Source organism: Lysobacter solisilvae, assembly GCF_016613535.2.
GTDB classification, from domain to species: Bacteria; Pseudomonadota; Gammaproteobacteria; order Xanthomonadales; family Xanthomonadaceae; genus Agrilutibacter; species Agrilutibacter solisilvae.
In genome coordinates this window covers 2,107,557-2,126,836 of record NZ_CP071518.1, presented here as the reverse complement: position 1 = coordinate 2,126,836, position 19,280 = coordinate 2,107,557, and the positions used below count along the sequence as shown (strand labels likewise).

Below are 19,280 nucleotides of genomic sequence, written 5' to 3'. Positions count from 1 at the left end.
CCTTGATGGTTTTCCGACGAGCGGTCGTCAGCCGGGGCCGGGCGCGTTGGTGTCGCCAAGTTCCGACAACACGACCGTGGCGTAGGCGCCCGGCGGAAGCGCGAAGGACAGCTCGAGGACCGTGTCGTCGGGCCACTGCCAGGACAGGTCGCGTGGCCGCAGCCGCAGGGCGCGGCGTTCCTGTTCCAGGCCCGCCTGCTCGAGGCCGGCACGCACCGCCAGGCAGAGCTCGTCGGAGAGGGCATCCATCTCCAGCCGGGCGGCCTCGCCGGTGGTGCGCAGGGGACCCCTGCCCCACAGCGGCCCGCTGGGATGGATGTCGAAGGATTCCAGCCGCTGCGCCAGTTCCGGCGTCCACGGTTCGGGACCGAAGACGCTGCGGCTGCCATCGAGCGCCCAGACCTCGCCGTCGAGCCCGGCATTCCAGTTGCCCTGGCGCACCCGCTGCGCCAGCACGCGGTTGAACAGCTCCGAACGCGCCGCGGACAGCAGCATGGTGCGCTGCTCCCGACGCACGCGACGGCCCTGGAACATGGCCAGCGCCTGGCTGACGTTGTCGCCCTCGCGCCCGAACCGCTGCTCGCCGAAATAGTTCGGCACACCCTGCCGCGACATGGCGTCCAGGCGTGCGTGGATCGCCTCGCGGTCGCCGACGACTTCGCGCAGCGTGATCACGAACCGGTTGCCGGCCAGCGCGCCGCGCGGCAGCTTGCGCGCGTGCCAGGTGTGCTCGAGCACGCGCAGCTCGGGGGATTCCAGGGCGGCGAGGTCGGGCGACACCTTCTTCGGCAGGTGCACGCTGAAACGCTGGCGGGTGACGGCGTGACGGTCCTTCAGGCCGGCGTAGCCCACGCCCATTTCGGGCACGCGCGCCCACTGGGCGATCAGCTTGGCCGCGTGCGCGGTATTCATGCCGCGCTTTTCGATGGTGAGCAGCAGGTGCTCGCCGCTGCCGCTGGGTTCGAAACCCGGCTCCTCCTCTACCCGGAAGTCCTCCGGCCGGGCGCGCATCCGCCCGTGCAGCACGGCCGGGCCGCACGCGCGGGGCATGGATTCGGGCAACTCGGTTTCCGGGATGTTCATCGGCCTGGCAGTTTGACGTCGACGGCGGGAAGCAACGGGGATTTCAGCGGACCAGCAGCACCACGGCCTGCGCTGCGATGCCCTCGCCACGACCGGTGAAGCCCAGCCGCTCGGTCGTGGTCGCCTTGATGCTGACCGCGTCCATCTCGACGCCCATGTCGGCCGCCAGGCATTCGCGGATCGCGCCCGCGTGCGGACCGACCTTGGGGCGCTCGCAGATCACCGTGACATCGGCATTGCCCACCCGCCAGCCGCGCTGCGCGGCCAGCGCCACGCAATGGCGGAGGAAGGTCCGGCTGTCGGCATCCTTCCAGCGTGCATCGGTGGGCGGGAAATGCTGGCCGATGTCGCCCAGCGCCAGCGCACCCAGGAGGGCGTCGCACAAGGCGTGGATGGCGACGTCGCCATCCGAGTGCGCGACCACGCCGCGGTCGTGGGCGATGCGGACCCCGCCCAGCACGATGTGGTCGCCGTCGCCGAACGCGTGCACGTCGAAGCCCTGCCCGATGCGGATGCCGGTCATGCGGGGGCACCGGCGGCGGCTGGATGGTTCATGCGGATGCTCCCGGCGTGCGCTGCTGCAGCAGGAATTCGACGACGGCCAGGTCGGCCGGCGTGGTCACCTTGAGGTTGTCCTCGCGGCCTTCGACCAGCCGCGGATGCAGGCCCAGGCGCTCCAGCGCCATCGCCTCGTCGGTGACCTGTACGCCCGCGTCGCGGGCCTCGCGCAGGGCCCGGGTCAGCAGTCCGCGCCGCGCTGCCTGCGGTGTCAGCGCGCGCCACAGGCCCTGGCGCGGCTGCGTGGCCGCCACTGCGCCATGTGCATCGGCGCGCTTGAGCGTGTCGCGTACGGGCGCGGCAAGCAGCGCACCCTGGCCGCTGGCGTCGGCCGCCGCGATCAGGGCGTCGAGGTCCTGCGCGTGCACGTTCGGGCGCGCCGCATCGTGGACCAGCACCAGCGTGTCGTCGCCAGCCGATGCGGGCAACGCACCGAGCGCGGCCAGCACCGAATCGGCCCGCTGGTCGCCACCCACGCAACGCAGGACCGGCTTGTCCATCAGCATCTTCCAGCCCGGCCAGCGGGCGTCGTCCGGCGCCAGCGCCACGACGGCCCCGCGCACGCGCGGATGGGCCAGCAGTGCGCGCAGGGCGTGTTCGATCAGCGGCCGTCCGGCGGCCTGCAGGTATTGCTTGGGTATGTCGCCACCGAAGCGGACGCCACGGCCCGCGGCCGGCACCACCACCCAGACGTCCCCGCTCACGGCGGCGGCGGCCCGCTGGCGTCGTCGTCCTGCGCGGCACCGGGCGCCGTCGCCGGGGTGGCCGACGCCGGATCGGTCGCCGCCGCACCGTCCGGCGCGGCGTCGGCACCGGATTCGACTACGCGGTAGAAAGTCTCGCCGGGCTTGATCATGCCCAGTTCGCTGCGGGCGCGTTCCTCCACCGCGGCTTCGCCGGACTTGAGGTCCTCGACCTCCGCCGCCAGCGCGTCGTTGCGCTGCTGCAGTCCGGCGTTCTCACGACCCTGCTGCTCGACCTGCTGGCGCAGGGCGGCCACCGAACGGCTTCCACCCTCGCCCATCCACAGCCGGTACTGCAGGAAGGCCAGCAGGCCGACCAGCACCACCAGCAGCAGCCGCAGCCAGCGCAAGGCGGGAGGCCTGCGTCAGCGCCGCAGCGAGATGAAGGCGTCGCGACCGGCGTACTTGGCCGCAGCGCCCAGCTGCTCTTCGATGCGCAGCAGCTGGTTGTACTTGGCCACGCGATCGCTGCGGCACAGCGAACCGGTCTTGATCTGGGTGGCGGTGGTGGCCACGGCGATATCCGCGATGGTCGTGTCCTCGGTCTCGCCCGAGCGGTGCGACACGACGGCCGCGTAGCCGGCTGCGTCGGCCATGGCGATGGCTTCCAGCGTCTCGCTCAAGGTGCCGATCTGGTTGACCTTGATCAGGATGGCGTTGGCCACGGCCTGGTCGATGCCCTCGCGGAAGATCTTCGGGTTGGTGACGAACAGGTCGTCGCCGACCAGCTGCACCTTGTGGCCGGTCTTCTCGGTCAGCAGCTTCCAGCCGGCCCAGTCGTGTTCGGCCATGCCGTCCTCGATCGTCACGATCGGGTACTGCGCCGCCCAGTTCGCCAGGAAGTCGACGAACTGTTCGGAGGTCAGCCGCTTGTTCTCGCCGGTCAGGTGGTACTTGCCGTTCTCGAAGAACTCGCTGGACGCCACGTCCAGGCCCAGCAGGATGTCCTCGCCGGCCTTGTAGCCCGCCTTGCCGATGGCTTCCAGGATGGTTTCCAGCGCTTCCTCGTTGCTGCGCAGGTCCGGTGCGAAACCGCCCTCGTCGCCGACCGCCGTGCTCAGGCCGCGGCCCTTGAGCACCGACTTGAGCGCGTGGAAGACCTCGGCGCCGGCGCGCAGCGACTCGGCGAACGTGCCCATGCCCACCGGCAGCACCATGAACTCCTGCATGTCGACGTTGTTGTCGGCGTGCGCACCGCCATTGATGATGTTCATCATCGGCACCGGCAGCACCGCGGCGCGGTCGCCGGCCAGGTGCTTCCACAGCGGCAGGCCCTTCGAGGCGGCCACTGCGTGTGCGTTGGCCATCGACACGCCCAGCAGCGCGTTGGCGCCCAGGCGGCCCTTGTTCTCGGTGCCGTCCAGGTCGATCAGACGCTTGTCCAGGCCGGCCTGGTCGGCGGCGTCGAAGCCCGCCAGCGCGGTGGCAATCGTGCCGTTGACGTTTTCAACGGCCTTGCGCACGCCCTTGCCCAGATAGCGGGTCTTGTCGCCATCGCGCAGTTCGACCGCTTCCTTGGTGCCCGTCGAGGCGCCCGAGGGCACCATCGCGCGGCCAAAGCTGCCGTCGCTCAGGGTGACTTCGGCTTCCAGGGTGGGATTGCCGCGGCTGTCGAGGATTTCGCGGGCGTGGATCTTGGCGATGTTGGTCATGGATTGGGAGCGATGGGAGCTATAGGAGAAGCGGAAGGGTTCGGCGCAACGGCGTTGGCCGGCCAGAACGGAGTCCTGGCCACGAAACTGGCAAGTTCGGTCGGCGCGGGGCATTCACCCTGCGTCACGGCGGAGAGGTAATACGCGGAATACGCGCGGGCGATGGCTTTCTCCTGGCGGCCGCCCTGGCTCATCGCCATGCCAACCAGGTTCACGGCAGCCTGGACGCGCTCCTCGAGGGGCTCGTGCGCGTCGCCAAAGTACGCATGCCACTTTGCCGGCGCACCGTCGCGGAGCCGCTCGACCAGGCCGGAGCCGGCCTGGGTTTCGACAAGGCGCGCCAGCAGCGCGTCCTGTTCGGGAAGCGACGACTCGACGTAGGGCGTCACGCATCCGGCCATGTGTTCATAGGCCAGGTTGTCAATGTCGTCGAATGGTCCGGATGCCCAGGCCGGCGCCAGCGCGCCGAGCAGCAAGGAGGAGAGGACCACGGGAAGGCGGCTCACGCCGACTCCAGAGGAAGCCGTTCTTCTTGGTGACCCGATCGAGCTCCATCAACGTCTCCAGCAGCGCGCGCATCTTTGGCAGCGGCCAGGCATTGGGGCCGTCGCTGAGCGCTTCCTCGGGCCGGGGATGCGTTTCCATGAAGATGCCGCTGATCCCCACGGCCATCGCCGCGCGGGACAGCACCGGCACGAACTCGCGCTGGCCGCCGCTCTTGCCGCCGGCGCCGCCGGGCAGCTGCACGCTGTGCGTGGCGTCGAACACGACCGGGCAGCCGGTGTCGCGCATCACGCTCAGTGAGCGCATGTCGCTGACCAGATTGTTGTAGCCAAAGCTGGCGCCGCGCTCGCAGACCATGATGTCGCGGTTGCCGGTGGCCAACGCCTTGTCGGCCACGTGCTTCATCTCCCAGGGCGAGAGGAACTGGCCCTTCTTGATGTTCACCGGCTTGCCGGCGCGCGCCACGTTCTGGATGAAGTCGGTCTGCCGGCACAGGAAGGCCGGCGTCTGCAGCACGTCGACGACGGCGGCGACTTCGTTCATCGGCGTGTATTCATGCACGTCGGTGAGCACGGGCAGGCCCAGCTGGCGCTTCACCTCGGACAGCACCTTCAGCCCTTCCTCCAGGCCCGGGCCGCGGAAGCCCGACACCGAGGTGCGGTTGGCCTTGTCGAAGCTGGACTTGAAGATGAAGGGGATGCCGAGTTCGGAGGTGATCTCCTTCAGCGTCCCGGCGGTGTCGAGCTGCAGCTGCATCGACTCGATCACGCACGGGCCGGCAATCAGGAAGAACGGCTGGTCGAGACCGATCTCGAATCCGCAAAGCTTCATGCAGTGGCTTCCTTCAGCAGCCGGCCGCCGGCCTGCGCCTTGTGCTCGCGCGCGGCGCGGATGAAGCCGATGAACAGCGGATGGCCGTCGCGCGGCGTGGACAGGAATTCGGGGTGCGCCTGGCAGGCCAGGAACCACGGGTGCTGCGCGCGCGGCAGTTCCACCATCTCCACCAGCGTCTCGTCCATCGACTTGGCGCTGATCACCAGGCCCGCGTTTTCCAGCTGGTTGAGGTAGCGGTTGTTGAATTCGTAGCGGTGGCGGTGGCGCTCGCCGATCACGTCCTTGCCGTACAGCTGGTGGGCCAGCGTGCCGGGCTTGATGCGCTGGTCCTGCAGGCCCAGGCGCATGGTGCCGCCCAGGTCGGACTCCTCGCTACGGCGCTCGACGTCGCCGCTGGCAGTGCGCCATTCCGTGATCAGTCCGATCACCGGGTGCGTGGACTGCTTGTTGTTCTCGGTGCTGTTGGCGTCTTCCAGCCCCAGTACGTGGCGGGCGTAGTCCACCACCGCAGCCTGCATGCCGTAACAGATGCCGAAGTACGGGATGCGCTGTTCGCGCGCATGGCGCGCGGTCATCACCTTGCCTTCGAAACCGCGGTCGCCGAAGCCCCCTCTGGCACCAGGATGCCATCGACGCCTTCCAGCGCCTTGCCGTCCTGCTCCTCGACATCGCTGGACTCCAGCCACTTCAGCTGCACGCGGGTGCGCTGGCGCAGGCCGCCGTGCTTGAGCGCTTCGGCCAGCGACTTGTAGGCGTCCTTGTGATCGACGTACTTGCCGACGATGGCGATGGTGACCTCGTCGACCGGGTGGTCGGTGGCATCCACCACCGCATTCCACTCCGACAGGTCGGCTTCCGGCGCCGCCTTGCCTTCCAGGTGCAGGCGCTCGACCACGATCTGGTCGAGCTGCTGCTGGTGCAGCCACATCGGGATCTTGTAGATGTTGTCCAGGTCGATCGCGGAAATGACGGCCTTCTCGGACACGTTGGTGAACAACGCGATCTTGCGGCGTTCGCCGTCGGGCAGTGGCTGCTCGCTGCGGCACAGCAGCACGTCGGGCTGGATGCCGATGGAGCGCAGCTCCTTGACCGAATGCTGGGTCGGCTTGGTCTTGAGCTCGCCGGCCGCGGCAATGAAGGGCACCAGCGTGAGGTGCATGAACAGGGCCTTGTCGGGCCCGCGTTCGGTGCGGATCTGGCGGATCGCCTCCAGGAACGGCAGCGACTCGATGTCGCCGACCGTGCCGCCGATCTCGACCAGGGCGACGTCGAAGCCGGCCGTGGCCTCGTCGATGCGGCGTTTGATCTCGTCGGTGACGTGCGGGATCACCTGCACGGTGCCGCCCAGGTAGTCGCCGCGGCGCTCCTTGCGGATCACCGACTCGTAGATCTTGCCGGTGGTGATCGAGTTCTTGCCCGACAGGCGGGTGCGCAGGTAGCGCTCGTAGTGCCCCAGGTCCAGGTCGGTCTCGGCCCCGTCATCGGTGACGTAGACCTCGCCGTGCTGGAACGGGCTCATCGTGCCCGGATCGACGTTGATGTAGGGGTCGAGCTTCATCATCGTCACGCGCAGGCCGCGTGCTTCGAGGATGGCGGCCAGCGAGGCGGCCGCGATGCCCTTGCCAAGCGAAGACACCACACCGCCTGTGACGAAGACGAGCGGCGTTATGGAATTGGAGGGGGTCATGGGGAAGCGGGCTCCCGGAAAGCCATAGTTTACAGACTGGAAACGGCGCGGGCGAGCTTGACGCGGCCCTCCGGGGCTGTCCTGGCGGCCGGAGACCCGCCGAAAACGAAAAACGCCCCGCGGGAGGGGGCGTTTTCCGGGGGCACTGGGCGCTGGCCTCAGCGGTCGTCTTCTTCCGGTTCGTCCGGCTGTTCCTCGGCGCGGGCCTTGCGGGCCTTGTCGGCCCCCTGGTCCTTGCGGTCCTTCTGCGCCGCGGCCTGGGGCTCCTTGCGGGCCTGCCCGGCCTTGGCGTCGGCGTTGGCGTCGGCGGCCTTGCGTGCCGCCTGATCCTTGTCCTGCTCGGCCTGGGCGTTCTGGGCGGATGCCGGACCCGCCAGTGCGGCGGCGATCATGGTGGGAAGCAACAGCTTGCGCAAACTCATGTGGATCTCCTCGGGCGCGCCGCGGACTCTGCGGGCGATGGCGACACGGTAGCCCATCCATCATCGCCGTGGACTGAACATCCGGCCATGGGCGCGGCAGAACGAAGATGCCGACGGCACGAGAGCCCGGCGCCCTGTCCAGTCCATGCGTTTCAGCCTGAACGGCAGAGTCTTTCTGCCGGGTCCCGGGCCGCGCCCGCCCGCTGAGCACGCACGGCCGCGGCGCCGCTTCGGTCCGCTCCAGACCCCTGCACCGGCTGCGACACAGCGTCCGCGCTGGCGCGCATGTGGACGGCCGCACAACGGGCCCTCCGCGCTTGACCCTGCATAGTCCCGTCGCCATGCTGCCCCGTCACAGAGGACCCGCATGAACCACCCGCACGTGTTTTTCGCCCTGCTGCTGGGTATCTGCGCGGCCTGCTCGCCAGCCCACGCCGGCGCAGGCCCCGCTCCCCGCCCTCCTGAACAGGTCAACCTGGCCGACCTCGTGCGCGACACCCAGATGCTGGACGCGCAGGGCCAGGAGTTGGAACTAGTCTGGTGGATTCCGCGCGAGTACATGGTCGCGGCGATGGCGCAGTCGGCCGATCGGCCGGGCGAACGGACCGAACGTGAGCTGGAGAGCCTGTTCGACGAATTCACCCTGGTGGCAGTGCTGCGCGGCGAAGTCAGTGCACTGGGCGCGGGCAGGTTCGAGCCGGAAGAAGCACTGCGCGCCAAGGTCCGGATCCAGGACACCGAGGGCAAGGTGTACAACCCGATTCCCGCCGACGAAGTCGATTCGCGGATGACCGTGCTGATCGGGATCCTGCGCCCGGTGTTCAAGCAGCTGATCGGCGCGATGGGCGAGAACATGCAGCTGTTCGTATTCCCGGGCCGGAAGGGCCAGGACCAACGGCTTGCCGACCCGCTGGGCACCGGCCGGTTCGCGGTCCGGGTGGGCGACAAGGAGCACGCATTCCGGCTGCCGCTGGGCAGCCTGCTCATGCCGAAGCAGGATCCGGCCACCGGCGAGACCTTCCCCGGCAGCTACAGCTTCAATCCGTACACCGGCGGCGTGCTGAGTCCCGGCGCGCCCTGACCGGCGGCGCGCCTGCGCCCAACCATCCATCCACTTCGACGTTCCCACCGACTTCCCGCAATGAGCTCACGCTACAACGCCGCCGACATCGAAGTCCTTTCCGGCCTTGACCCGGTCAAGCGCCGTCCGGGCATGTACACCGACACCACCCGTCCGAACCATCTGGCGCAGGAGGTGATCGACAACGCCGTCGACGAGGCGCTGGCCGGCCACGCGCGCATCATCGACGTGACGCTGTTCAGCGACGGCAGTTGCGAGGTATCCGATGACGGCCGCGGCATGCCGGTGGACATCCATCCGGAAGAGAAGATCCCCGGCATCGAGCTGATCCTCACGCGGCTGCACGCCGGCGGCAAGTTCAGCAACAAGAACTACACCTTCTCCGGCGGCCTGCACGGCGTGGGCGTGAGCGTGGTCAACGCGCTGTCCAAGCATGTCGACGTGTACATCAAGCGCGAAGGCAACGAGTACCACATGAGCTTCAAGGACGGCGACCGCGCCTCCCAGCTCAATGTCGTGGGCACGGTCGGCAAGAAGAACACGGGCACGCGCCTGCGCTTCTGGCCCGACCCCAAGTACTTCGACACGCCCAAATTCAACCTGCGCGCCCTCAAGCACCTGCTGCGCGCCAAGGCCGTGCTCTGCCCTGGCCTCACCGTGCGCCTGACGGACGAGCCCACCGGCGAAACGCATGAGTGGATGTACGAGGACGGCCTGCGCGACTACCTCAAGGGCGAACTGGCCGGACTTGAAGCGCTGCCGCCCGACCTGTTCGTCGGATCGCTGAAGAAGGACACCGAGGTCGTCGACTGGGCGGTAGCCTGGTTGCCCGAGGGCGATCTGGTGCAGGAAAGCTACGTCAACCTGATTCCCACCGCCCAGCACGGCACGCACGTCAACGGCCTGCGAACGGGTTTCACCGATGCGCTGCGCGAGTTCTGCGACTTCCGCAACCTGCTGCCGCGTGGCGTGAAGCTGGCCCCGGAAGACGTGTGGGACCGCGTCGCCTTCGTGCTGTCGGTGAAGATGACCGACCCGCAATTCAGCGGCCAGACCAAGGAACGCCTGTCCTCGCGCCAGGCGGCGGGCTTCGTCGAAGGCGCCGCGCACGACGCGTTCTCGCTGTGGCTCAACCAGCACACCGACCTGGGCGAGAAGATCGCGCAGCTGGCGATCGAGCGCGCGAGTGCGCGCCTGAAGACCGAAAAGCAGGTCACCCGCAAGAAGATCACACAGGGTCCCGCCCTGCCCGGCAAGCTCGCCGATTGCACCTCCACCGACCTGTCGCGTACCGAGCTGTTCATGGTGGAAGGCGACTCGGCCGGCGGCAGCGCGCGCCAGGCCCGCGACAAGGACTTCCAGGCGATCCTGCCGCTGCGCGGCAAGATCCTCAACACTTGGGAAGTCGCGTCCGGCAGCGTGCTGGCCTCGCAGGAAGTGCACGACCTGGCCGTGGCCATCGGCTGCGATCCGGGCAAGGACGATCTGTCGGGACTGCGCTACGGCAAGGTGATCATCCTGGCCGACGCCGACTCCGACGGCCTGCACATCGCGACGCTGCTCACCGCGCTGTTCGTCCGGCACTTCCCTTCGCTGGTCGCCGCGGGCCACGTCTTCGTGGCGATGCCGCCGCTGTTCCGCGTCGACGTGGGCAAGCAGGTGTTCTACGCGCTGGACGAGGAAGAGAAGCGGATCCTGCTGGAACGGATCGAGCGCGAGAAAGGCGACCGCAAGAAGGGCCTGAGCGGCCCGGTCAACACCACGCGCTTCAAGGGACTGGGCGAGATGAACCCCTCGCAGCTGCGCGAGTCAACCATCCATCCCGACACGCGCCGGCTGGTGCAGCTCACGGTCGACGACAACGTGGAAACCCACGCGCTGCTGGACATGCTGCTGGCCAAGAAGCGGGCGGGGGATCGCAAGAGCTGGCTCGAAACCAAGGGCGACCTGGCGACGCTGGAAGTCTGATCCGCCGGTCGCACGCCAACGCAGCCGTGGCGACGGCGCATGCATTATCGCGACTGACACGACTACCCGGCGCGGCCGTGGCGACGGCGCATGCAATACCGCAACTGACACGACTACCCGGCGCGGCCGTGGCGACGGCGCGCCAGCATCGTCGCGGCTGACACGGACGGCGCAGCTACGCGAGCGCCGCCACCAGCAACGACCGGATCACGTCCTGGGCCAGCGTCGCCCGCTCGGGCAGGTATTCGAACGATGCCTCGTCCATGTAAATGCGCTGGCTGCTCTCCAGCTGCACTGCATCGACGCCCTGCGCCGGATCGCCGTAGTGGCGCGTGATGTATCCGCCCTTGAAACGGCCGTTGACCACGTAATCGAACTGCGACTGCGCAACCAGCGCAGCCTCGATGCGCGCCTGGACGTCCGGCGAACAGCTCGCGCCGGCGGCGGTACCCAGGTTGAGATCGGGGAGGCGTCCGGGAAACAGGAATTCCAGGTCGCTGCCCTTGATCGAATGCCCTTCCCACAGCAGCACGCGGCCGTGCGCGGCGCGGATGCGCGCCAGTTCAGCCGCCAGCGCGTCGTGATAGGGACGCCAGTATTTCTCGACGCGCTGGACGACTTCCTCGGGTGCAGGCGCCTCGCCGGGCAGGTACACGGGCTCACCGGTGAAACGGACCGCCGGGCACAGGCCGGTGGTGTTCTGGCCCGGATAGAGCGACGTGTCGTCGGGCGGGCGGTTGAGATCGACGACGTAGCGCGAATAGCGCGGCACGATGAGCGAGGCGCCCAGCTCGCGGGCGAACGCGTAAAGCCGCGAGACATTCCAGTCGGTGTCCGGTGCGCGCCGCGCCGGCTCCGTCATCCGCGCGGCCAGGGCGGCCGGGATTTCGCTGCCGTCATGCGGCAGGCTGATCAGCAGCGGCGCGCTGCCGCGGTGGAGGATGTAGGTTTGGCCGGCGTCGGACATGGGATGGGCTTCTCGGGTTGCAGTTGGCACGGGAGCATCCGGGCGTGCGGCAGTGCACCTGCAACCGGCCGTGTGCGATTCCACCTACCGCTGGTGGGCCCGGCAGCAGCTTCGCATTTTACCGGGTGGCAGGAGTGCGATTGTCGTCGTGCATCACCTGCAACCCGATGGCCACACCCGCGACCACTGCCCCGTCGGGCGCTCCGGTACGGTCACCGGAAACGATCGGGGCGATATGGCGTGGGATCCAGCGCGGGTGCGCGCCCCGTGATCAGGTCCGCCAGCAACTGGCCGGTACCGGCACTCATGCTGACGCCCATCATGCCGTGGCCGGTCGCGATCCACGCCCGTTGCTGGCCCGGCACCGGTCCGATCAGCGGCACGTCGTCGATGCACATCGGCCGCCAGCCGAACCAGCGCTCGCAGACCTGCGGGCCCACCGGCGCATGCAGGTATTCGGACGCGCCGCGCTCCAGGGCGGCGAGGCGGCGCGCGTTGAGCGTTTCGTCGAAGCCGGAAAACTCCATCGTGCTGCCGAGGCGGAAGCCACTGTCCCACGCGGTGACGCACACGGACCGCTCGCGCAGCACCAGCGGCCTTCGCGGCACCTGTTCCGGCCGCGTATAGGTGATCGAGTAACCCTTGCCTGGCTGCACCGCGCGGCGCAGCGCCGGGAAACCCAGAGCGGCGGCCATGCGCGGCGACCAGGCGCCCAGCGCGAACACCGCTTCGTGCGCCCGCACCAGGCCGCGGTCGGTGCGCACGCGCACCTCGTCGCGGTCGAAGGCGACGGCGACCATCGCGTCGTGCTCGTCGATGACACCGCCGCGCGCGCGCACTTGGCGCGCCAGTTCGGCCACGTACCGGTCCGGCCGCAGGACCGCGTCGCCGTCGAAACGCATCACGCCGGCGAGGCCGGGCTTGAGGGCCGGCTCCATCGTTTCGTAGCGCGGTCCGTCGATCGCCTCCACGCGCACGCCCAGGCCGCGCAGCGCGTCCATTTCCTGCTGCTCCTCGGCGAATGCCCGCGCATCGCGAAACACGTAATCCACGCCGGCCTCGGCGAACTCGCAGTCCAGCCCCATCGACTGTACCCAATGCGCCAGCCGCGCGCGCGAGTCGTTGAGCAGCGCGGACTTCGCCTGTGCGCTGGCCTGCCAGTCGCGCGGATTGCAGCGCGCGGCCATGCCCAGCAGCCAGCGCCACAGCCCCGGGTCCAGCCGCGGCTTGACGTACAGCGGCGCATCGGGCGTCAGCATCCAGCGCAGGGCGACCGACACCATGCCCGGCCCGGCCAGCGGCGGTGCATGGCTGGGCGTGATCGTGCCGCAGTTGCCGTGCGAGGCGCCGCCGCCAATGCGGCCGGCGTCGATCACGCGCACGCGGCGGCCCGCCTGCTGGAGGGCCAGTGCGGCAGCCAGGCCGATCACGCCGGCGCCGAGGATCACTACGTCTTCGCGGGATTCCATGCGGTGAATTCTACGGGGCGATGCGCGCCGCGTGCCCTTCCCCACCACGCGAACGCATCATTCCGTCAGCGCGCGGGTTGGCGCATCGGCTGCCGCGCGCCGTAGGTGAGCGTGCGCCACAGCCATTCCATCGGGCCGAACCGGAACCGGGCCAGCCATGCGTGGCTCAGCGCCACCTGCAGGGCGAACAGCACCAGCGCGAAGGGCACCTGCCACGCGCGCGGGAGCTGTTCGAACAATCCCAGCCCGTAGCCGTAGAACAGCAGCGTGCACACCAGGGACTGCAGCAGGTAGTTCGTCAGCGCCATGCGGCCCGCCGGCGCCAGCAACGCCAGGGGCCGGGCGAAAGTGGGCGACTGGAGGCCCCGCACGACCCACGCCAGGTAGCCCAGCGACATGAGCAGTGCGGCGACCGCGCCCAGCGTGGCTGCGAAACCGGTGACGATGTCCAGGCGCCCCATGTCCTGGGTGGGCACCAGCGAGAACGACCACAGCATCAGCACCAGCCCTGCGGGGAGCGCGAGCCAGCGCAGGCCCCGGTAGAGACCGGTGTGGTTGCGCGGATCGGCGATCGCGCCGCTGCGCACAAACCACATGCCCAGCACGAACATGCCCAGGACCTGCCAGCCGAAGAACAGCAGGAAGGTCATCATCGATCCGGCATCGCGCAGCCGCTGCAGGGACGCGGCCAGATAGCTGCCCGCGCCGTAGGCCAGGCGTTGCGCCTCGATGTCGGCGGCCCATTCGCCGGCGTTGCGCGCCATCGCCTTGTTGAACTCGCCGGCCGCGCCTGCGTCCAGCTGCGCCAGCGATCCGATCGCACCCAGGCCCAGGTTGAATACCGACGGCACCAGGTACAGGGCGACAGCCAACCACGGCAGCCAGCGGGTCTGGACGTTGGCGAACAGGGCCAGCAGCACCAGTGCGATCAACGCATAGCTGGTCAGGATGTCGCCCGACCAGACCAGCAGCATGTGCGCGAGCCCGATGCCCAGCAGGGCCAGGCTGCGTCGGAGGTACAGGCGGGCAAATGGCCGGCCGGCGACCTGGGCCCGGGACATCATCACCGCGAATCCCATGCCGAACAGCAGCGAGAACAGCGTGTAGAACTTCCCCTGGACAAAGATGTAGACCAGTGCGTCGGCCAGGCGGTCGGCCCCGGCGAGTGCAGGATCCAGGCCGGTCAGTGCGCCGTTGAGCGGCCCGACCATCGCCTCGATGTTCATCAGCAGGATGCCCAGCAGGGCGAAGCCGCGGATCACGTCCATCGCATGGATGCGCTCCGCGGGGGCGATCGGCGCGGCCGCGGGCACCATGGCGGGTCCGGTCGGTTCACCCTCGTGGGCTGGCGAAAGGGTCGATGGACTCACGCGGGTTTCCTGTGGGCGGCGGCGGTGCGGATGCGGATCCTGCCATCGAAACGCGCCGGCGGTGGGCCGGAATCCCGGCCGCCAGCGCCGTTCCGGCGGCTTGGGCGGGTTCTACCGCACCGCAGCATGACAGAGTCGGCAAAGTCGCCAAAGATTGCGCCCTTGCCCGCCGTGCTGCCTGGGCCGCAGCCGGATTGGCCACCCAACATCCTGTGCGTCGCGGTTCGGACGCCCGGCATGCGTGTGCGCTATCCCGGTTCGCCGGTCCATCCAATACGACAGGGGTTTTATCTCGATGCAAGTCCGCCTGATCAGCGTGGCCGTTCTGGCCGCGCTCTCCACCGCGTCCGTCCTGGCCGCCAATCCCGCCGATTCCTCCGCCGCCCTTCGCGCCAAGGGCCTGCTGCCGGCGCATCGCGCCCTGCTCCAGCAGGCCGCCGAAGACGTGCTGACCGTCAAGAACGTGGTCGTCGATCGCGACGGCACCGAGCACGTGCGCTTCACCCGCAGCTACCGCGGCCTGCCCGTCATCGGCGGCGACGCGGTCGTGCATTCGCGCCACGGCCAGCTCAAGTCGGCCAGCCTGAACCTGACCTCCAAGCTGCGCCCGGCCATCGTGCCGCAGCTGTCCTCGCAGCAGGCGATCATCGAAGCCGGCGCCGCATTCGGCACCGGTTTCCGCGGCGTCCCGGCGGCCAAGCTGGTCGTGTACGCCCGCGACATGGCGCCGACGCTGGCCTATGAAGTGGTCATGAAGGGCACCAAGCGCGACCAGACGCCGACCGAGATGCATTACTTCGTCGACGCGCGCAACGGCAAGCTGCTGGACGGCTGGGACATGGTGCACAGCGCCGCCAGCGTCGGCACCGGCAAGACCATCGGCCTGGGCGATGTCGGCATCACCACCGACTCGACCGGCTCCGGCTTCCAGATGATCGACCCCAGCCGCGGCAACGGCTCGACCTACGACGCGCGCAACGTGGCCTACACCTCGGCCGCCTCCGGCGCGACGCTGTTCACCGACGCCGACAACGTGTGGGGCAACAACGCCAACACCGACCGCGCCTCGGCCGCCGCCGAAGCCCATTACGGTGTGGCGATGACCTTCGACTACTACAAGAACACCCACGGCCGCAGCGGCATCTTCAACGACGGCAAGGGCGTGAAGAGCTACGTCCACACCGGCACCAACTGGGTCAACGCGGTGTGGTACGGCAACAACATGTACTACGGCGACGGTGACGGCACGACCTACCAGCCGCTGACCGTGCTCGACGTGGCCGGCCACGAGATGAGCCACGGCGTCGCCCAGGCCACCTCGGGCCTGGTCTATTCGAAGGACTCCGGTGGCCTGAACGAAGCCAACTCGGACATCTTCGGCACCCTGGTCGAGTTCTACGCCAACAACGCCAACGATCCGGGCGATTACCTGATCGGCGAGAAGATCTACAAGTCCAACCCGACCGGCACCAAGGCGCTGCGCGTGATGTTCAAGCAGAACATCGATGGCGCCTCGTACGTGTGCTATCCGCGCCGGGGCTTCGGCACCAAGCCGTCGGACGATCCGCACTACACCTCGGGCGTGGCCAACCGGTTCTTCTACCTGCTGGCTGAAGGCGCCGTGGTCCCGGCCGGCTTCGGCGCGGGCAGCAGCTACAACCTGACCCCGGCTTCGCTGGTCTGCAACGGCAACACGGCCATCAGCGGCATCGGTCGCGCCAAGGCCGGCGCGATCTGGTACCGCGCGCTGGACCTGTACTTCACCTCCACCACGACCTACCCGCAGGCCCGCGCGGCCACGCTGAAGGCCGCGACGGATCTCTACGGCACTGGTTCGGCGGAATACAACGCCGTCGCCGCGGCCCGGAGCGCTGTGAGCGTCAACTGACGTGCAAGGCGATGCAGGCGGCCCCACCGGGCCGCCTGCGTCAATCGTTCATCTGGACATCGTCCATCCCTACGAGGAATCCCGACTGATGAAACTGCTCAGTGCCGTTGCCTGCTCCGCCCTCCTGACCGGCGGCATCGCCGCCGTCGTCGCCGCGCCGCCCATGGCGCAGTTCAATCCGCTGCGCGTGAGCATGAGCGCGGCCCCGGCCGGCAAGGCCGGGTTCCTGGGCGCCGTCGAAGTCACCATCACCAACACCAGCCGCCACGCGGTGCGCGTGCCCAAGTACGCGCTGCCCTCGGATTTCATCGAGTCCAAGCTGTTCCAGGTCAGCCGCAACGGCCAGCCGGTCCAGTACGAAGGCCCGATGGTCAAGCGCGGCCTGCCGACCGCCGAGGACTTCACCATCCTGCGCGCGGGCGAGACCAAGCGCACCGTCGTCGACCTGTCCAGCGCCTACGACATGTCGCGCAGCGGCCAGTACACCATCACCCTGGCTTCGCCCCTGCAGCACGCCTCGCTGTCGTCGGGCATGATGCTCAAGCGCGCCAACGGCCTGCCGATGACGATCCAGTCCGCCCCGCTGCAGTTGTGGGTCGACGGCGCGGACGTGCTCGACAACAACGCCGCGCGTCCCCTCACCCAGAAGGCCAAGCCCGGCACCGGCGGCACCGTGGTGAACGGCGTGTCCTACGTGGGCTGCACGACGACGCAGATCAACGGCGCAGGTTCGGCCGTGAACGCCGCGCGCAATTACTCGGAGAACGCCAAGGGCTACCTGGCCGGCGGCACCGTCGGCGCGCGCTACACGACCTGGTTCGGCGCCTACACCAGCTCGCGCTATTCCACCGCCAACCAGCATTTCGTCGCCATCGACGCGGCGATGGACCAGAGCGGCGGCCAGATCAAGATCAACTGCGGCTGCAACCAGAGCTACTACGCCTACGTCTACCCGACCCGTCCGTACGAGATCTTCGTCTGCCGCGCCTTCTGGACCGCGCCCAACACCGGCACCGACTCCAAGGCCGGCACGCTGATCCACGAGATGAGCCACTTCAATGCCGTCGCCGGCACCGACGACCACGTCTACGGCCAGTCCGGCGCCAAGAACCTGGCGATCAGCAACCCGACTTCCGCGCTCGACAACGCCGACAACCACGAGTACTTCGCGGAAAACACCCCGTCGCAGAACTGACCGGTTCCGGTTGAACGAAACGGCCCGCGGATGCGGGCCGTTTTTTTTCGCGCGCCCGGCGCGTACGTCAAGGCAATGCTTGCGTTGACGGCTGCAGCCCGTCGCCGCGTGCAAGCGGTCAGCGTGCCTTGGCCCACCCGCTCCATCCTGGACCGCGGACGACGCGCCCCGGCTTGGCGCCGGTGTGTTCACCATCGCGCAGTACCTGCACACCGTTGACGAAGACATCGCGCACGCCACTGGCCAGGGTCAGTGGCTTTTCGAAGGTGGCGTTGTCGCGGATCGTGGCCGGATCGAATACGACCAGGTCGGCATAACACCCCGGGGCCAGGCAACCGCGGTCGCGCAGCTGCCAGTGCTGTGCGGGCAGCCGGGTGATCCGGCGGATCGCCTCCTCCAGCGGCACCAGGCGCCGGTCGCGCACGTAGTGGCCGAGGAAGCGGGCGAAGTTGCCGTAGGCGCGCGGATGCGTGCTGGCCTTGAGGAAGACCCCTTCCGGCGCGGAAGACTCCGCGTCCGACCCCAGGCTCACCCACGGCTGGCGCAGCCCCAGTTCGACGTTCTCCTCGCTCATCAGGAAATACGCGGTGTCCACCCTCGAGTCGTCCTCGAGCATGAGGTCCAGGACCGTGTCCTCCACCGGCGTGCCGCGCATCTGCGCCACCTGCGCCAGCGTTTTTCCGGTCAGGGGCTTGAGCGCCTGGGACCGGAAACCGATGAACAGCACGCGGTCGGCCGAACCGGCCTGCAGGCGCAGGTTTTCCCAGCCGGCGTCGGGGTCCTTCATCTCGGCGATCACGCGCTGGCGCACCGCCGGATCACGCAGCCGGCCATTGAGCGCCTCGCGTCCCCCAGCCTGCACCCACGGCGGGATGCTGGCATCCAGCCCGGTCGCGCCGGCCGGATAGGCGTACATGTTCGCCGCGATGTCCACGCCCTGGGCACGCGCCGATTCGATGGTGGCGATCGCGCGCGCCATCTTCGGCCAGTTCGCCTCGCCCGCGGCCTTCAGGTGATAGACCTCGGCATGGCGGCCGGTCGCGCGCGCGATGGCGACGGTCTCTTCCAGTGCCTGCTCCAGCCCGTTGGCCTCGCTGCGCATGTGGGCGACGTAGCCCCCGCCGGATTCGGCCGCCGCGCGCGCCAGGGCGATCAGTTCCCCGGCGCGTGCATAGGACGCGGGCGCATAGATCAGCGACGCGCCCACGCCCAGCGCGCCCTCGCCCATCGCCTCGCGGACCCGTTGCTGCATCGCGGCCAACTGGGTCGGCGTGGGCTGCACGTCGTCCTCTCCCAGTTCGTGGATGCGCACCGTCGTGGCCCCGACGAACGAGGCGACGTTCGGCGTGACGCCGCGCTGCTCCAGGTGCTCGAGGTATTGGCCCAGCGAGTTCCAGGCGATCGGGTAGCGGATGTCGCCCTGGTCCTTCTGCGCGCGCTCCTTCATCGCCGGCGACAACGGCCCCATCGACCAGCCTTCGCCGAAGATCTCCAGGGTCACGCCCTGCTTCGTGTCGCTGAGGCCACGGCCGTCCGCGATCAGCGATTCGCCCGCCCAGCTGAGCACGTTGATGAAGCCGGGCGCGACCGCCAGGCCGCCGGCGTCGACCACCCGGCTCGCGGTCGCGTCCGATCCCGGCGGCAGCAGGGCGACCACCCGGTCGCCGCGCACGGCGATGTCCACCGCGCGGGCCGGACCGCCGCTGCCGTCATGCACCTGGCCGTTGCGGATCAACAGGTCGTAGGACGCTGCCGGCGGCGTGGTGCGGCAGGCGCCGGGGACCAGCAGCAGCCCGGCGAGGAACAGGGAGAGAACGCGCTGCGTCATGGCCGGCTCCGGATTCCAGTGGCGCACAGCG

General features: G+C 68.9%; 15 protein-coding genes and 2 pseudogenes. 4 read left to right on the top strand and 13 right to left on the bottom strand.

Annotated elements, in window-relative coordinates; all coding sequences use genetic code 11:
- Positions 1–27 precede the first annotated feature (27 nt).
- The 9 genes and pseudogenes from truD to I8J32_RS09420 form a co-directional block, all read right to left on the bottom strand.
- Complete coding sequence (gene truD / locus I8J32_RS09460) at positions 28–1,077, bottom strand: tRNA pseudouridine(13) synthase TruD (RefSeq protein ID WP_407061022.1); 1,050 nt, start codon at positions 1,075–1,077, stop codon at positions 28–30.
- Between the two features lie 49 nt (positions 1,078–1,126).
- Positions 1,127–1,606, bottom strand: coding sequence for a 2-C-methyl-D-erythritol 2,4-cyclodiphosphate synthase (gene ispF / locus I8J32_RS09455; protein ID WP_200611310.1), 480 nt, complete (start codon positions 1,604–1,606; stop codon positions 1,127–1,129).
- A gap of 28 nt (positions 1,607–1,634) precedes the next feature.
- Complete coding sequence (ispD, locus tag I8J32_RS09450; protein ID WP_200611308.1) at positions 1,635–2,345, bottom strand: 2-C-methyl-D-erythritol 4-phosphate cytidylyltransferase; 711 nt, start codon at positions 2,343–2,345, stop codon at positions 1,635–1,637.
- On the bottom strand, positions 2,342–2,734 hold the full coding sequence (ftsB, locus tag I8J32_RS09445; RefSeq protein ID WP_200611306.1) for a cell division protein FtsB: 393 nt from the start codon (positions 2,732–2,734) through the stop codon (positions 2,342–2,344). The genes ispD and ftsB overlap by 4 nt, the downstream gene beginning before the upstream one ends.
- A gap of 15 nt (positions 2,735–2,749) precedes the next feature.
- Positions 2,750–4,036: a phosphopyruvate hydratase gene (gene eno, locus I8J32_RS09440; protein WP_200611292.1), complete on the bottom strand. Its 1,287-nt coding sequence runs from the start codon at positions 4,034–4,036 to the stop codon at positions 2,750–2,752.
- Entirely contained in the window at positions 4,033–4,542 is a 510-nt protein-coding gene (locus I8J32_RS09435; RefSeq protein WP_200611290.1) for a hypothetical protein, read from the bottom strand. Before I8J32_RS09435 ends, eno begins: the two co-directional genes overlap by 4 nt.
- Positions 4,543–4,555: 13 nt before the next feature.
- Positions 4,556–5,371 (bottom strand): annotated as a pseudogene (gene kdsA, locus I8J32_RS09430) (3-deoxy-8-phosphooctulonate synthase); the annotation flags it as partial.
- Positions 5,368–7,043 (bottom strand): annotated as a pseudogene (locus I8J32_RS09425) (CTP synthase). The pseudogenes kdsA and I8J32_RS09425, both read right to left, overlap by 4 nt.
- A gap of 176 nt (positions 7,044–7,219) precedes the next feature.
- Positions 7,220–7,483: a hypothetical protein gene (locus I8J32_RS09420; RefSeq protein WP_200611287.1), complete on the bottom strand. Its 264-nt coding sequence runs from the start codon at positions 7,481–7,483 to the stop codon at positions 7,220–7,222.
- A 367-nt stretch (positions 7,484–7,850) separates the two neighbouring features.
- Between I8J32_RS09420 and I8J32_RS09415 the strand changes: the two genes are divergently transcribed.
- Positions 7,851–8,564, top strand: a complete 714-nt coding sequence (locus I8J32_RS09415; protein WP_200611285.1) for a hypothetical protein — start codon at positions 7,851–7,853, stop codon at positions 8,562–8,564.
- 60 nt (positions 8,565–8,624) lie between these two features.
- A complete protein-coding gene (gene parE / locus I8J32_RS09410; RefSeq protein ID WP_200611282.1) occupies positions 8,625–10,532 on the top strand; it encodes a DNA topoisomerase IV subunit B in 1,908 nt (635 codons plus the stop codon).
- 175 nt (positions 10,533–10,707) lie between these two features.
- Here the strand turns inward: parE and hutG are convergent, their stop codons facing one another.
- From hutG to I8J32_RS09395, 3 genes are all read right to left on the bottom strand, one after another.
- Positions 10,708–11,499, bottom strand: coding sequence for an N-formylglutamate deformylase (gene hutG, locus I8J32_RS09405; RefSeq protein WP_200611279.1), 792 nt, complete (start codon positions 11,497–11,499; stop codon positions 10,708–10,710).
- Between the two features lie 212 nt (positions 11,500–11,711).
- Positions 11,712–12,968, bottom strand: coding sequence for an NAD(P)/FAD-dependent oxidoreductase (locus I8J32_RS09400; protein WP_200611265.1), 1,257 nt, complete (start codon positions 12,966–12,968; stop codon positions 11,712–11,714).
- Between the two features lie 65 nt (positions 12,969–13,033).
- Positions 13,034–14,284: a DUF418 domain-containing protein gene (locus tag I8J32_RS09395; protein WP_200613046.1), complete on the bottom strand. Its 1,251-nt coding sequence runs from the start codon at positions 14,282–14,284 to the stop codon at positions 13,034–13,036.
- A gap of 349 nt (positions 14,285–14,633) precedes the next feature.
- Here I8J32_RS09395 and I8J32_RS09390 point away from each other — a divergent pair, with 349 nt between their 5' ends.
- Complete coding sequence (locus I8J32_RS09390; protein ID WP_207526523.1) at positions 14,634–16,226, top strand: M4 family metallopeptidase; 1,593 nt, start codon at positions 14,634–14,636, stop codon at positions 16,224–16,226.
- A gap of 88 nt (positions 16,227–16,314) precedes the next feature.
- Positions 16,315–17,421 carry a M35 family metallo-endopeptidase gene (locus I8J32_RS09385; RefSeq protein ID WP_200611249.1) on the top strand — a complete coding sequence of 369 codons (1,107 nt, stop codon included), beginning with the start codon at positions 16,315–16,317 and terminating at the stop codon, positions 17,419–17,421.
- Between the two features lie 118 nt (positions 17,422–17,539).
- Here I8J32_RS09385 and I8J32_RS09380 read toward each other — a convergent pair whose 3' ends face one another.
- The gene (locus I8J32_RS09380) at positions 17,540–19,249 is read right to left on the bottom strand and encodes an N-acyl-D-amino-acid deacylase family protein (protein WP_200611246.1); all 1,710 of its coding nucleotides are present in this window, start codon (positions 19,247–19,249) and stop codon (positions 17,540–17,542) included.
- Positions 19,250–19,280 lie beyond the last annotated feature (31 nt).

Excerpts from the sequence above, each read along its gene's own strand:
- ispF (WP_200611310.1), bottom strand. The coding sequence starts at position 1,606 with ATGACCGGCATCCGCATCGGGCAGGGCTTCGACGTGCACGCGTTCGGC.
- eno (WP_200611292.1), bottom strand. The coding sequence starts at position 4,036 with ATGACCAACATCGCCAAGATCCACGCCCGCGAAATCCTCGACAGCCGC.
- I8J32_RS09420 (WP_200611287.1), bottom strand. The coding sequence starts at position 7,483 with ATGAGTTTGCGCAAGCTGTTGCTTCCCACCATGATCGCCGCCGCACTG.
- I8J32_RS09415 (WP_200611285.1), top strand. The coding sequence starts at position 7,851 with ATGAACCACCCGCACGTGTTTTTCGCCCTGCTGCTGGGTATCTGCGCG.
- parE (WP_200611282.1), top strand. The coding sequence starts at position 8,625 with ATGAGCTCACGCTACAACGCCGCCGACATCGAAGTCCTTTCCGGCCTT.
- hutG (WP_200611279.1), bottom strand. The coding sequence starts at position 11,499 with ATGTCCGACGCCGGCCAAACCTACATCCTCCACCGCGGCAGCGCGCCG.
- I8J32_RS09400 (WP_200611265.1), bottom strand. The coding sequence starts at position 12,968 with ATGGAATCCCGCGAAGACGTAGTGATCCTCGGCGCCGGCGTGATCGGC.
- I8J32_RS09395 (WP_200613046.1), bottom strand. The coding sequence starts at position 14,284 with ATGGTGCCCGCGGCCGCGCCGATCGCCCCCGCGGAGCGCATCCATGCG.
- I8J32_RS09390 (WP_207526523.1), top strand. The coding sequence starts at position 14,634 with ATGCAAGTCCGCCTGATCAGCGTGGCCGTTCTGGCCGCGCTCTCCACC.
- I8J32_RS09385 (WP_200611249.1), top strand. The coding sequence starts at position 16,315 with ATGAAACTGCTCAGTGCCGTTGCCTGCTCCGCCCTCCTGACCGGCGGC.
- I8J32_RS09380 (WP_200611246.1), bottom strand. The coding sequence starts at position 19,249 with ATGACGCAGCGCGTTCTCTCCCTGTTCCTCGCCGGGCTGCTGCTGGTC.